Source organism: Pseudomonas pohangensis (assembly GCF_900105995.1).
GTDB classification, from domain to species: domain Bacteria; phylum Pseudomonadota; class Gammaproteobacteria; order Pseudomonadales; family Pseudomonadaceae; genus Aquipseudomonas; species Aquipseudomonas pohangensis.
This window is the reverse complement of the sequence record NZ_LT629785.1, coordinates 1,742,061-1,755,651: the sequence shown is the minus strand read 5'-3', so window position 1 is coordinate 1,755,651 and position 13,591 is coordinate 1,742,061. Positions and strand designations below refer to the sequence as shown.

At 61.1% G+C, this 13,591-nt stretch carries 14 protein-coding genes; 9 read left to right on the top strand and 5 right to left on the bottom strand.

Annotated features, from left to right (window positions below):
• Positions 1-22: 22 nt before the first annotated feature.
• From BLT89_RS08225 to BLT89_RS08210, 4 genes are read right to left on the bottom strand one after another with little or no spacing between them, the layout of a single operon-like run.
• Positions 23-259: a thioredoxin family protein gene (locus tag BLT89_RS08225; RefSeq protein ID WP_090194116.1), complete on the bottom strand. Its 237-nt coding sequence runs from the start codon at positions 257-259 to the stop codon at positions 23-25.
• Between the two features lie 15 nt (positions 260-274).
• Positions 275-1,279: a permease gene (locus BLT89_RS08220; protein ID WP_090194115.1), complete on the bottom strand. Its 1,005-nt coding sequence runs from the start codon at positions 1,277-1,279 to the stop codon at positions 275-277.
• A gap of 9 nt (positions 1,280-1,288) precedes the next feature.
• The gene (gene arsB / locus BLT89_RS08215; protein ID WP_090194114.1) at positions 1,289-2,368 is read right to left on the bottom strand and encodes an ACR3 family arsenite efflux transporter; all 1,080 of its coding nucleotides are present in this window, start codon (positions 2,366-2,368) and stop codon (positions 1,289-1,291) included.
• 51 nt (positions 2,369-2,419) lie between these two features.
• On the bottom strand, positions 2,420-3,493 hold the full coding sequence (locus BLT89_RS08210; RefSeq protein ID WP_090194112.1) for an ArsO family NAD(P)H-dependent flavin-containing monooxygenase: 1,074 nt from the start codon (positions 3,491-3,493) through the stop codon (positions 2,420-2,422).
• Between the two features lie 116 nt (positions 3,494-3,609).
• Here BLT89_RS08210 and BLT89_RS08205 point away from each other — a divergent pair, with 116 nt between their 5' ends.
• From BLT89_RS08205 to katG, 6 genes are all read left to right on the top strand, one after another.
• Positions 3,610-4,023 carry an arsenate reductase ArsC gene (locus BLT89_RS08205; protein ID WP_090194110.1) on the top strand — a complete coding sequence of 138 codons (414 nt, stop codon included), beginning with the start codon at positions 3,610-3,612 and terminating at the stop codon, positions 4,021-4,023.
• Between the two features lie 7 nt (positions 4,024-4,030).
• The gene (locus tag BLT89_RS08200) at positions 4,031-4,387 is read left to right on the top strand and encodes a metalloregulator ArsR/SmtB family transcription factor (RefSeq protein WP_090194109.1); all 357 of its coding nucleotides are present in this window, start codon (positions 4,031-4,033) and stop codon (positions 4,385-4,387) included.
• Positions 4,388-4,408: 21 nt separating this feature from the next.
• Positions 4,409-4,879 carry an arsenate reductase ArsC gene (locus tag BLT89_RS08195; RefSeq protein WP_090194107.1) on the top strand — a complete coding sequence of 157 codons (471 nt, stop codon included), beginning with the start codon at positions 4,409-4,411 and terminating at the stop codon, positions 4,877-4,879.
• A gap of 14 nt (positions 4,880-4,893) precedes the next feature.
• The gene (gene arsH, locus BLT89_RS08190; RefSeq protein ID WP_090194105.1) at positions 4,894-5,604 is read left to right on the top strand and encodes an arsenical resistance protein ArsH; all 711 of its coding nucleotides are present in this window, start codon (positions 4,894-4,896) and stop codon (positions 5,602-5,604) included.
• 18 nt (positions 5,605-5,622) lie between these two features.
• Positions 5,623-6,117 (top strand): phosphatase domain-containing putative toxin, encoded by a 495-nt coding sequence (locus BLT89_RS08185; protein WP_090194103.1) that lies wholly within the window; start codon positions 5,623-5,625, stop codon positions 6,115-6,117.
• A 271-nt stretch (positions 6,118-6,388) separates the two neighbouring features.
• Positions 6,389-8,563 (top strand): catalase/peroxidase HPI, encoded by a 2,175-nt coding sequence (katG, locus tag BLT89_RS08180; protein ID WP_090194101.1) that lies wholly within the window; start codon positions 6,389-6,391, stop codon positions 8,561-8,563.
• Between the two features lie 119 nt (positions 8,564-8,682).
• Here the strand turns inward: katG and ppnN are convergent, their stop codons facing one another.
• The gene (gene ppnN, locus BLT89_RS08175) at positions 8,683-10,071 is read right to left on the bottom strand and encodes a nucleotide 5'-monophosphate nucleosidase PpnN (protein ID WP_090194099.1); all 1,389 of its coding nucleotides are present in this window, start codon (positions 10,069-10,071) and stop codon (positions 8,683-8,685) included.
• Positions 10,072-10,602: 531 nt separating this feature from the next.
• Between ppnN and pstS the strand changes: the two genes are divergently transcribed.
• From pstS to pstA, 3 genes are all read left to right on the top strand, one after another.
• Positions 10,603-11,634 carry a phosphate ABC transporter substrate-binding protein PstS gene (pstS, locus tag BLT89_RS08170; RefSeq protein ID WP_090194097.1) on the top strand — a complete coding sequence of 344 codons (1,032 nt, stop codon included), beginning with the start codon at positions 10,603-10,605 and terminating at the stop codon, positions 11,632-11,634.
• Positions 11,635-11,725: 91 nt separating this feature from the next.
• Entirely contained in the window at positions 11,726-12,694 is a 969-nt protein-coding gene (gene pstC / locus BLT89_RS08165; protein WP_090194095.1) for a phosphate ABC transporter permease subunit PstC, read from the top strand.
• Positions 12,691-13,584, top strand: coding sequence for a phosphate ABC transporter permease PstA (gene pstA / locus BLT89_RS08160; RefSeq protein WP_090194094.1), 894 nt, complete (start codon positions 12,691-12,693; stop codon positions 13,582-13,584). Before pstC ends, pstA begins: the two co-directional genes overlap by 4 nt.
• Positions 13,585-13,591: the final 7 nt, after the last annotated feature.

Here is a 13,591-nt window from a genome sequence, read left to right as displayed (position 1 = left end):
TTCACATCAAGTGAACGTCGCTTCAGTGGGTTGCAAGCAGCTTTTCAATCTCTTCGCTGCTCAGCACCTTGCCGACTGAAACCACCTTGTCATCTATCGCCAGGGCGGGTGTCGACATCACGCCGTGGGCAGCAATTTCGGCGAAGTCGGTCACCTTGACCACTTGCGCTTCGCGCCCAAGGTTGGCCAGTGCAGCCTGTGTGTTTTCAGTCAGGGTCATGCATTTCTTGCAGCCGGAACCAAGAATCTTGATGATCATTTCATTCTCCAAAAGTCAGATGAACAGGTAGCTGAACGCGTTGAAAAGATAGCCGATCAGCACAATGCCAACGGTCACGATGCCGAAGAACAGCGCCAGCAGGGGTGCCTTGACCACCTTCTTGAGCATGATCAGGGAGGGCAGGGACAGTGCGGTTACCGCCATCATGAAGGCCAGGGCAGTGCCCAGGCCGACACCCTGACCGACCAGTGCTTCGGCAATCGGCAGGGTGCCAAAGATATCGGCATACATGGGTACGCCGACCAGAGTGGCCAGGGGCACCGACCACCAGTTGTTCTGCCCGAGCAATGCCTCGATCCAGGCCGCCGGAATCCAGTTGTGAATGGCTGCACCAATGCCGACACCGATCAGTACATACAGCCAGACCCTGCGGAAAATATCGCTGACCTGGGTCCAGGCGAACCGGGCCCGGTCACCGCGGGTCAGTTCTGCCTGCGCGATGTCGAGCACCGGGCTGTGCAGGACAAACGCCTCGACGTAACGCTCCATTTTTGCCCGGCTGATCAGCGTGCCGCCCAGCACCGCCAGAACCAGCCCGATCAGCACATAGGCGATGGAAATCGTCCAGTTGAAGATGCTCGCCAGCAGAATGACCGAGGCCAGATCCACCAGCGGCGAGGAGATCAGAAAGGCAAAGGTGACTCCCAGCGGCAAGCCGGAGCTGGTGAAACCGATAAACAGTGGAATGGACGAGCAGGAGCAGAACGGCGTGATGGTGCCCAGCAACGCAGCGCTGAGCCTGGCTTTCATACCGCTCATATCGCCCAGAATGCGCCGCGTGCGCTCCGGCGGAAAATAGCTCTGCACCCAGGAAATACTGAAGATCAGTACGCTCAACAGGATGAAAATCTTGATCACGTCAAAGATGAAGAAGTGCAGGCTGGCCCCTGTGCGGCTGCTCATGTCCATGCCCAGTCCGTCTTCCAGCAGCACCCGCACCAGCCACGCCAGCCAGTCCATGCGCAGCAGCTGGTCGTTCAACCATTTGAATAATTCCATGGGCTGTCCCTAATTCTGCAGCTGGTTGCGTTCGTACCAGCCCTTGCTGTTATTGACCATGCGTACCAGCCAGAGCATTACCGGGACCTCGATCAGTACGCCGACCACGGTGGCCAACGCGGCACCGGAGTCGAAGCCGTAGAGCGCGATGGCCACTGCCACCGCCAGTTCGAAGAAGTTCGAGGCGCCAATCATCGCTGCCGGTCCGGCAATGTCATGGCGCACCCTGAGCTGGCGGCACATCCAGTAACCGAGCGCGGCAATCAACAGGGTCTGCAGCAAAATCGGCACCGCCAGCATGGCGATGATCAAGGGCTGGGCAACGATGGTCTGCCCCTGGAAGGAGAACAGCAGTACCAGTGTGGCCAGCAGGGCGAGGATGGAGAACGGGCCGATACGTGCCAGTTGTGTCTGCAACGCGGCCTCGCCCCGGCGCAGCAGGCGGGAGCGGATAAACTGGGCAATGCCCAGCGGGATGACGATATACATCACCACCGACAACAACAGGGTGTCCCAGGGCACCGGGATCGATGACACGCCCAGCAGCAGGGCGACGATCGGGGCAAAGGCAAACACCATCACCAGATCGTTGATCGCCACCTGGGTCAGGGTGAAGTTGGCATTGCCCTTACACAGGTTGCTCCAGACGAACACCATGGCGGTGCAGGGCGCGGCACCGAGCAGAATCAGTCCGGCCACGTAACTGTCGATCTGTTCGGCCGGCAGCCAGCCGGCGAACACGTGGCGCAGAAACAGCCAGGCCATGAAGGCCATGGTGAAGGGCTTGATCAGCCAGTTGACGCTCAGGGTCACGCCCAGCCCCGCGCGCTGCTGATAGACCTCACCGATGGCGCTGAAGTCGATCTTCATCAGCATCGGGATGATCATCACCCAGATCAGCAGCCCCACCGGGATATTCACCTGGGCAATTTCCAGCGCACCCACGCTTTGCGCCGCCTCGGGGGCGAACAGGCCGAGCAGGGTGCCGCCGATAATGCAGAGAAATACCCAGAGCGTCAGAAAACGCTCGAAAAATCCCAAGGGGGCACCTGCGGCTTGCTTGCCGATCACTTCACACTGGCTGGACATTGCGGTTTCCTTGCTCCTGAACGCCAAGTCTAGCGGCGCTCGATGGCTCTGTTATTGATCTGTATCGCCCTGCAGGGCAGCGGTTATTTCACTGACGGTGCTGCGCGCGGTGCGGGTTACGCCGATCAGGGTGGCCGAGGCGGCCCCGGTCCATTCGCCATAACCGACCAGCCACAACCCGGGCTGCTTGCAGGCGCGGGTGCCAGCGACGGCGATCCGGCCATCGGCTTCCAGCACACCGAGGTCTTGCAGGTGATCCAGCGCCGGGCGAAAACCCGTGCACCAGATCACCACATCCACGGCTTCGCGGCGGCCATCGGCCCACTCCACACCGTTTGCCGTGAAGCGCTGAAACGGCCGCTCGGTCACCAGCACCCCGCGTTCGCGGGCTTCACGTACCGGCTCGACCATCACGATATCGCCCAGGCCGCCCACCGGTTGCTCGATCACGCGGCCTTCCTGCTGGGCCTTCCAGCGTTCGGTGGCGCGCTTGAACAGCACCCGGCCATCAACCTCGTCGGGCAGAAAGGCCGGCGGCTCCGGCGTGATCCACAGGGTCTCAGCCACTTTCGAGACTTCGGCGAGAATCTGTGCCCCCGAGTTACCGCCGCCTACCACCAGCACCCGTTTACCGGCAAATGCCTGCGGGTTGCGGTACTGCGCCGAATGCAACTGCTGCCCGGCAAACTGCGCGCTGCCGGGGTAGGCAGGGATAAACGGCTTGCTCCAGGTGCCGGTGGCGCTGACCAGGGCACGGCAGCGCCATTGGCGGTCGCCGGCCTGTACGACAAAGAGGCCATTCTGGCGTGTCACCGAATCGACATGCTGCGGACGCAGAATGGGTAGTTGATAGCGCGCCTCGTAGCGGGTGAGATAGTCGATCACCGCATCACGATGCGGGTAGCCGGGCTCGGAGTTGGGCATCTGCCAGCCGGCGATGGAACTCCAGGTGGCGGGGGAGAATAAGCGCAGTGAATCCCAGCCATGCTGCCAGGCACCACCGGGCTGGAGCTGGTCATCCAGCAGCAGATACGACAATTGCGTGCGCCGCAGAAAGTAGGCTGTGCTCAGCGCGGCCTGGCCGCCACCGATAATCAGCACATCCACAGGCTGATGTGCGCTCATGCAATCGCTCCTTGTCTGCTCGCTGGTTGCTGCTGCAGGGTCGATAAGATATTCGATTTACAATATATACGATTGGCAATATATTCACCAAATCGAATTTATCGGGAGCTGCTGAAATGACGTCGAAAACCCGGGTACTGTTTCTCTGCGTGGCCAATTCAGCCCGCTCGCAAATGGCCGAAGCCCTATTGCGCCACACGGCAGCGCAGCGCTATGAGGTTTTTAGTGCCGGCACCCAGCCCGATGAAGTTGACCAGCGCGCAATTCACTCGCTGCAGCAGTTGGGCGTGGCCTGCGATGGTCTGCGCAGCAAACCCCTGGAAGAGTTTGCCCACCAGCGTTTCGATTACATCATTACCCTGTGCGATAAATCTTCGTTTGAATGCAGCACCCTGCCGGGGGCCGGCGAGTACATCGCCTGGAACTTCGAAGACCCTGCCGCCAGCCAGAACGCCAATGCCTATTCGCAGACCCTTCACGAGATTCACGAACGCATCAAGATGTTCGTCCTGGTGAAGAGCAAACGCTGAGGTTCGCATGCCAGAACCACTAAGCCCCACCACTGTTTTCAAATGCCTGGCCGATGACACCCGTGCGCGCATGACCCTGTTGATCGCCGCCGAAGGCGAGCTGTGCGTTTGCGAGCTGAGCACGGCGCTGGCAGACAGCCAGCCGAAGATTTCCCGGCATCTGGCGCAATTGCGCAGTTGCGGCCTGCTGGAAGATCGGCGGTGCGGACAGTGGGTGTACTACCGTCTGCACCCGCAGCTGCCCGAATGGGTGCAACAACTGCTGCAATTGATCGTGCAGGCCAATCAGGCCTGGTTGGCGGACAACAGCGAAAAGCTGCAGAACATGCGCAATCGTCCCGAGCGGCAGAATATCTGCAGCTGAACTCAACGAACGGAATCCGCTATGAACGTCCTGTTTCTCTGCACCGCCAACAGTTGCCGCAGCATCCTTTGCGAGGCACTGTTCAATCACCTGGCGCCGCCAGGCATGCAAGCCTGCAGCGCCGGCAGCCAGCCGCGGGGCGAGGTAAATGCGCAGGCGCTGGCAGCCTTGCGCCGTGCCGGCGTGGCCACTGACGGCCTCAGCAGCAAGGCTGTCGAGGCCCACGCCGGGCTGGCCCCGGAGCTGGTGATTACCGTGTGCGACAAGGCCGCCGGGGATGCATGTCCGGTGTTCTTCGGGCCCGCCCTGAAGGCGCACTGGGGCCTGGCCGATCCTTCCGAACTGGCCGGCACGCCCGCGCAGATCGACGCTGCCTTCGATGCCACCCTGGAGAGAATCCGCAATCGCCTTGCGGCTTTCTTCGCCAGCCAGCCGGGCACCCTCGACCGCGAGGCACTACAGGCCGAAGTGCGCCGGATCGGCAGCCTCTGAGGTCAGGAGATTTTATGCACCCCGAACTGCCAAATATCGAAAGCGCGTTGCTTGATCTGCAGGGGCTTGAGCAGCTGGCCAGGCCGGTGGCGCAACACAAGCCACGGATTCTGCTGCTGTACGGCTCCAACCGGGCGCGCTCCTACAGCCGCCTGCTGAGCGAAGAGGCAGCCCGCTTGCTCGAGCAGTTCGGTGCCGAGACGCGCATCTTCAACCCCGCTGGCCTGCCATTGCCCGACGATGCCCCCGAGGATCACCCCAAGGTGCAGGAGTTGCGCGAGCTGGTGCTGTGGAGCGAGGGCATGGTCTGGTGTTCGCCGGAGCGCCACGGTGCGATGAGCGCGGTGTTCAAGGCGCAGGTCGACTGGATTCCCCTGAGCATGGGCGCGGTGCGGCCGAGTCAGGGCAAGACCCTGGCACTGATGCAGGTCTGCGGCGGTTCGCAATCCTTCAATGCGTTGAACCAGATGCGCGTACTCGGGCGCTGGATGCGCATGTTCACCATCCCCAACCAGTCTTCCGTGGCCAAGGCCTTTCTCGAGTTTGACGACGCCGGGCGGATGAAGCCCTCGGCCTATTACGACCGCGTGGTGGACGTGATGGAGGAGCTGGTCAAGTTCACCCTGCTGCTGCGCGGCCATGCCGGCTATCTGGTGGACCGCTATTCCGAGCGCAAGGAGTCCGCCGAGCAGCTGAGTCAGCGGGTCAATCAGGCTTCCATCTAACTTCAAGGATCAATCAACATGTCTCACCCTTTTGACCTCCTCAGTATCCCCAACCGTCCCGGCCGGTTGATCTTTACGCCTTGCCCCGGCACCAGGGACAGCAGCATCGACAGCGCCCTGAGCAGCCTGAAACAGGCGGGTGCCAGCGCCGTGCTGACGCTGATGCCAGCCGCCGAACTGGCGCAAAACGCCGCCAGTGACTTGCCTGCCCGCTGCGCCGCGCAAGGGTTGCTCTGGCTGCACTTGCCGGTGGCCGACGAGCAGGTGCCGCAGGCGGATTTCGACGCAGCCTGGCCGGCCGCCATGGCACAGATTGCCGGGTTGCTGGCCGCCGACCAAGCCATCGCCATTCACTGCAAGGGCGGTTCCGGGCGCACCGGGCTGATAGCCGCACGCATCCTGATCGAGCTGGGAATTGCTCGCCCTGAGGCCATCAGTCTGGTGCAGGCGCTGCGGCCCAAAGCCATCCAGCATCCGGCCCATGCGGACTGGATCGCCCGGTTCGGCAATTGAGGTGAGCATGCTCAAGGCACCGGGTCTGTTTGCCCGCACGGCACTGGCCGATATCCATTTCTATTGATCCGGATTAATTACCGGCGATGACTTTTTCCTATCATGGAGATTGAATTGTTTAGACCGCAATGCACTTTCTTCTCGCACCGGATTGGCGCACAGTTTTAGGCACTGCAGTAGCTGGAACGATTGATTTCTAGATGTCTGGAGCGGCATTCGAATGCCGCTTATTCAGCCACCAAGGCTGACAACGTAAAGAAAGGAGAATGAGATGGATAACAAAGATGCAAGTTCTGCTGGCAAATGCCCGGTCATGCACGGCGGTGCCACCTCGACGAGCATGTCCAACATGGAGTGGTGGCCCAAGGCCCTGAGTCTGGACATCCTGCACCAGCACGACAGCAAGACCAACCCTTTGGGTGCGGCCTTCAATTACCGGGAAGAAGTCAGGAAACTCGACGTTGAAGCGCTGAAAAAAGACCTCAAGGCCCTGATGACCGACAGTCAGGAGTGGTGGCCTGCGGACTGGGGCCATTATGGCGGCCTGATGATTCGCATGGCCTGGCACTCGGCGGGTACCTATCGCATCGCCGATGGCCGTGGCGGTGGCGGCTCAGGCAACCAGCGTTTCGCGCCGATCAATTCCTGGCCTGACAACGTGAACCTGGACAAGGCCCGGCGGTTGCTGTGGCCGATCAAGAAGAAGTACGGCAACAAGCTGAGCTGGGCTGACCTGATGATTCTGGCGGGCACCATGGCCTATGAGTCGATGGGCCTGAAAGCCTATGGCTTCGCCTTTGGCCGTGAAGACATCTGGCACCCCGAGAAAGATACCTATTGGGGCGCCGAGAAAGAATGGCTGGCACCCAGTGGCAGCGCCAACAGCCGCTATTCGGGCGAGCGTGATCTGGAAAACCCGCTGGCTGCGGTGATGATGGGGCTGATTTACGTCAACCCGGAAGGCGTGGATGGCAAACCTGACCCGCTCAAGACGGCCCGGGATGTGCGCGTGACTTTCGAGCGCATGGCCATGAACGACGAAGAAACCGTGGCACTGACCGCCGGCGGCCACACTGTCGGCAAGTGTCACGGCAATGGCGATGCGGCCAAGCTGGGTCCTGCGCCTGAAGGTGCCGAACTCGACGAGCAGGGCCTGGGCTGGAACAACCACAGCAGCCGTGGCATTGGCCGCGACACCGTGAGCAGCGGCCTGGAAGGTGCGTGGACCACGCACCCGACCCAATGGGACAACGGCTACTTCAAGCTGCTGCTCGGCTATGACTGGGAGCTGAAGAAGAGCCCGGCGGGTGCGTGGCAGTGGGAACCGATCAATATCCGGGAAGAAGACAAGCCGGTGGATGTCGAGGACCCTTCTATCCGCTACAACCCGATCATGACCGATGCCGACATGGCCATGAAGATGGACCCGGCGTACCGGAAAATTTCCGAACGCTTCGCCCAGGATCAGGCCTACTTCTCGGAAACCTTTGCCCGCGCCTGGTTCAAGCTGACCCACCGCGACATGGGGCCGAAGGCGCGTTACATCGGTCCGGACGTTCCGCAGGAAGACCTGATCTGGCAAGACCCGGTGCCGGCTGGCAGCACGGACTACGACGTAGCCGCAGTCAAGGCAAAAATCGCCGCCAGCGGCCTGAGCATCGCAGAAATGGTGTCCACCGCCTGGGACAGTGCGCGCACTTTCCGTGGTTCGGACAAGCGCGGCGGCGCCAACGGTGCACGCATCCGTCTGGCCCCGCAGAAGGACTGGGAAGGCAATGAGCCGGCACGTCTGGCCAAGGTGCTCGCGGTTCTGCAGAAAATTGCCGATGAGTCCTCAGCCAGTCTGGCCGATGTCATCGTGCTGGCGGGTAACCTCGGTGTTGAGCAGGCGGCCAAGGCGGCGGGATTCGACGTGGCCGTGCCGTTTGCAGCGGGTCGTGGCGATGCCACTGCGCAGATGACCGATGCCGAATCCTTCGATGTGCTGGAGCCGCTGGCTGACGGATTCCGTAACTGGCTGAAGAAGGACTTTGTGGTCAGCGCCGAGGAGCTGCTGCTCGACCGTGCCCAGCTGCTGGGGCTCAGCGCCTGCGAAATGACCGTGCTGGTGGGCGGGATGCGCGTACTGGGCACCAACCATGCAGGCTCCAGGCATGGCGTATTCACTGACCGGGAAGGCGTGCTGAGCAACGACTTCTTTACCAATCTGACGGACATGGCCTACACATGGAAACCTGCTGGCAGGAATCTGTATGAAATCCGTGAGCGCCAGAGCGGTGCGGTGAAATGGACCGCTACCCGTGTCGATCTGGTGTTCGGCTCGAACTCGATCCTGCGTGCCTATGCCGAGGTCTATGCGCAGGACGACAACCAGGCCAAGTTCGTCGAGGACTTCGTGGCGGCATGGACCAAGGTGATGAACGCCGACCGCTTCGATCTGGCCTGACTGCAACGGCGGGGCAACCCGCCGCAATCCGGGTGACAAAAGGCCGGGCAGCACACTTGCTGCCCGGCCTTTTTTTATCTGCGCATTTGCAGCGGTAACGGTGTTGGCGGAAGCTGCTGTCAGCAGGCCAGCTCGCTGCTTACCATCCGGTAGCACGGTTCGTAGGCCACGCCACCCGGCAGCTTCATGCGGTTCTGCGCGACGAAGGACTGCAACAGCTGGTCCAGCGGCCGCATCACGGCGGCTTCGCCGTGGATTTCGTAACAGCCGTGTTGTTCGATCAGGCGGATGCCCTTGTCTTTCACATTGCCGGCGACGATGCCGGAAAAGGCGCGGCGCAGGTTGGACGCCAGTTCGTGGGGTGGCAGGTCGCGGCTGAGTTGCAGGCTGGCCATGTTGGCGTGGTTCGGGTCGAAGGGCCGTTGAAAGCTTTCGTCGATTTTCAGCAACCAGTTGAAATGGTAGGCGTCGTTGCGCTCGCGGCGGAATTGCTTGACCTCCTTCAGGCCCCGGGCCATCTGCGTGGCTACCTGCACCGGGTCGTCGATGATGACCTGATAGAGGCGCTGGGCGGCCTGGCCCAGTGTCGCGCCGACAAAGGCGTGCAACTGTTCGATGTAGGGGGCGGCGCTCTTTGGCCCGGTGAGGATGACCGGGAAGGGGATGTCGCGGTTGTTTGGGTGCAGCAGAATGCCCAGCAGATAGAGAAACTCCTCGGCAGTGCCGACGCCGCCGGGGAACACGATGATGCCGTGGCCGACGCGCACGAAGGCTTCCAGACGTTTCTCGATGTCCGGCAGAATCACCAGTTCGTTGACGATCGGATTGGGTGCTTCGGCAGCGATGATGCCGGGCTCGGTCAGCCCCAGATAGCGGCTGCCGGTGAGGCGTTGCTTGGCATGGCTGATGGTGGCGCCTTTCATTGGTCCCTTCATCACGCCCGGCCCGCAACCGGTGCAGATATCCAGTTTGCGCAGGCCCAGTTCATGGCCGACGGTCTTGCTGTATTTGTACTCTTCGCCGCTGACCGAATGGCCGCCCCAGCAGACCACGATCTTCGGCTCGACATCCGGGCGCAGGGTGCGGGCGTTGCGCAGCAGATGGAAGACGTAGTCGGTGATGCCCTGGGAGTCGCTGAGATCGATGCGCCGGCTTTGCAGCTCGTTCTCGGTGTAGACGATGTCGCGCAGGGCGCTGAACAGCATCTCGCGGGTACTGGTAATCATCTCGCCGTCAACGAAAGCATCTGCCGGGGCGTTGAGCAGCTCCAGATAGACGCCGCGATCCTGTTGATGGATGCGCACATCAAAGTCCAGAAAGGCATCCATGACGGTCTTGGCATTGTCGATGTGCGAACCGGTATTGAGGATCGCCAGGGCGCATTGACGAAACAGCTTGTACAGGCTGTCCGAGCCGGCTTCGCTGAGTTGCTGTACTTCACGGTGGGAGAGGGTTTCGAGGCTGCCCTTGGGGCTGACCCGGGCGTTGATTACATTTCTTGGGGGCATTGCAGGTTCCATGCAAGTGATGCTGGTGGACCATAAACAACAGACCGTTGCAGCAGTCGGGTGGGTTGCTGCACCAATGGACGGTGCAGTTTCTGGTGACAGTGCCGGTCGATGGTACACGGCGCACCGGGGTCTGCTCCAGACAATCCACGGTAGCCAGACAGGCTGCAACAGGCAGCCGCCGAAGCACTGTTGCGCACAATTTGCGTGTCACAAATCAGCGGGTCAAGCCGTTTCAAACCGTCATAAAACGGTCAGATCCGTCTGGCATGCTGCCTTCCGGCTATGCCTGCGAACTGCATTGCGGGGGTAACTGCCAGCGCCAGGCCACGAGCCGGCGCTGGCCCCGATCTTCATCATGCTGGCAGGGCGCCGGGTGTTTTGCAAAAGCCGGATTACTGATAAGCAGCGCCTGCGGCCATCGGGATCGGGCAGGGCAGTTCGTCACAGAGTCTATTTGTCATTTTGCCTTAACCGGCCTGTAACAATGTTGCGGCAAAGTTCGCGGCTCCAATTCAAGGAGTTTGCCCGATGAAACGTTTGATGAAGTCTGCCGCGCTCGCCGCTACGCTTTCCCTTTGTGCAAGTTCAATGGCATTCGCCGAGGAAAGCGTGCGCCTGACCGGTTCCGGCGCAAGCTTTCCGGCGCCCATCTACCTGACCTGGTTCAAGGATTTCAGCAAGCAGACCGCCGGTGTGACGGTGGATTACCAGTCCAAGGGGAGCGGTGCTGGTGTACAGGATTTCCTCAATAACACCGTCGACTTTGCCGCCAGCGACTCGGCGATGAAGGAAGAAGACATGGCCAAGGTGGCCGAAGGCGTGCAGCTGTTGCCGATGACTGCCGGCGAGATCGTGCTGGCGTTCAACCTGCCGGGCGAACCGAAAGAGCTGAAACTGCCGCGTGAAGTCTATTCCAACATCTTTCTGGGCAAGATTACCCAGTGGAACGACCCGGCGCTGGTTGCTGCCAACCCGCAAATCCAGCTCCCCGACCTGCCGATCACGGTTGTCGTGCGTGCAGACTCGAGTGGCACCACCGCGGTCTTCACCAAGCACCTGGCAGCCATCAACCCTGCGTTCAATAGCACGCTGGGTGAAGGCAACACGGTCAACTGGCCAGCCACCGACAAGTTCATCAAATCGCCGAAAAATGACGGTGTAACCGCGACCGTACGCCAGACACCGGGTGCCATCGGTTATATCGAATACGGCTTCGCCAAACTGGCCAGGGTCGACTTTGCCCAGTTGCAGAACAAGGCCGGCAACTACGTGGTGCCTAACGCGGAAAGCGGTGCCGAGGCACTGGCAGCGGTGAAGATGCCGGAAAATCTGGTGGCCTGGCTGCCTGATCCGGATGGCGCCAAGTCCTACCCGATCACTTCCTACACCTGGATGATCTTCCGCAAGCACAATGAAAGTCCGGCCAAAGCCAAGGCCATGCGCGAGATGGTCGAGTACGGCCTGACCGAAGGGCAGAAAATTGCCGACTCGATGGGTTACATCCCGCTGCCGCAGGTTGTGGTGGAACAGGTCCGCAAGGCTTCGGCCAACATCCAGTAAACCCCGCCAGACCTCGTCCGGCGCAGGCGCTACACCTGTGCCGGACGGGGCTAAAGCCACGGGACTCCTGTCCATGCTCTGGATTTAGCCAATGAACAAACCTTTTGACGTGCCGGTTAACCCGGACTCTGCCTGCCAGCCGCCTTCCACCAGGGACTTTCTGGTTGATCGCATCTTCCGCGGCCTAGCGCGGGTGGGCGTCATACTGATCCTGGCGCTGGTATTCGCGCTGATTTTCGAGGTAGGCCGCAAGGCAGTTCCAGGCATTGAGAAACATGGTCTGGACGTTATTACCGGGACTGTCTGGGACGTCAACCAAAACCAGTACGGCATTCTGCCGGCTATCTGGGGCACCCTCTACAGCGCCCTGATTGCGCTGCTGATCGCCGGTTTTTTCGGGGTCAGCATGGCGATTTTCCTCACCCAGGATTTTCTGCCGCCGCGTCTGGCCGCGATCTTCCGCACCATCGTCGAATTGCTCGCCGCCATTCCCAGTGTGGTTTACGGCCTGTGGGGTATTTACGTGGTGATCCCGACGATTCGCCCCCTGACCGACTGGTTTCACACCGAGCTCGGCTGGCTACCGTTTTTCGGCACTTCACTGAGCGGGCCGGGCCTGCTGCCTGCCGCGCTGGTGCTGGCCATCATGATTCTGCCAACCATCGCCGCCGTCTCCCAGGATGCCCTGACGGCGGTACCGATGAAAACCAAACAGGCCGCGTATGGCATGGGTACCACCCACTGGGAAGCGATTCTCAAGGTGATGGTGCCGTCTGCACTCACCGGTATTTTCGGTTCCCTGGTACTGGGGCTGGGCCGCGCACTGGGTGAAACGATGGCGCTGGCCATGCTGGTCGGCAACTCGAACCAGATCAGCCTGTCGCTCTTTGCACCGGCCAACACGCTGGCGGCCTTGCTCGCGCTGAACTTCCCCGAGGCCGGCCCGAACGAGATCGAAGTACTGATGTATGCCGCGCTGATTCTGATGCTGATCACGCTGATAGTGAATGTCATCGGCTCCATGATCATGGCCTATGCCCAAAGGGGTGCCAAAGGATGAACGAGCTGACCTCCGGGATTACCGCTGTACCCAGCCTGCAACGCCGCTTCGAAGGCCGCGCCCTGCGCAGTATCGTGCTGACCAGTCTGCTCTGGCTGGGTGCCTTGCTGGCCAGCGTGCCACTGTTTTCGGTGCTCTACATGTTGATCACCCGCGGCGGTGCGCGGCTGAGCATGGAACTGTTCACCGAGCTGCCGCCGACCGGTTTCGAGACCGGTGGTGGTTTCGGCAATGCGCTGGCCGGTACCTTCGTCATGGTCGGTATTGCCGCCGCGATCGCGGTACCGGTCGGCATTCTGGCGGCGATTTTTCTGGCAGAACTGGGGCCGGACAGCAAGCTGGCCAACAGCGCACGCTTTGCCGCCAAGATGCTCACCGGACTGCCTTCGATCCTTGCCGGCGTGTTCGCGTACGCCATGGTCGTCCTGACCACCGGCACCTACTCGGCACCGGCGGGCGGCGTGGCGCTGGCCGTGCTGATGCTGCCGATCGTCGTGCTGACTGCCGAAGAGTCGATGAAAATGGTGCCCAAGATCATGAAGGATGCCGCTTACGGCATGGGCTGCACCCGTTCACAGGTGATCTGGAAGATCATCCTGCCGACCGGTCTGCCGGCGATTCTCACCGGCGTCATGCTGGCCGTCGCCCGCGCTGCGGGTGAAACCGCGCCGCTGCTGTTTACCGCACTGTTCAGCAACTACTGGATCTATCACGAGGGCAGCCTGGAAGTGATGAACCCGACGGCATCGCTGGCCGTACTGATTTACAACTTCTCCGGCATGCCCTTCGACAACCAGCTCGAACTTGCCTGGGCCGCCTCGCTGGTGCTGGTAATGATTGTGCTTGTCGTGAATGTCGTCAGCCGCATTTTCGGCAAACCAAAGTATTGAGAACGGG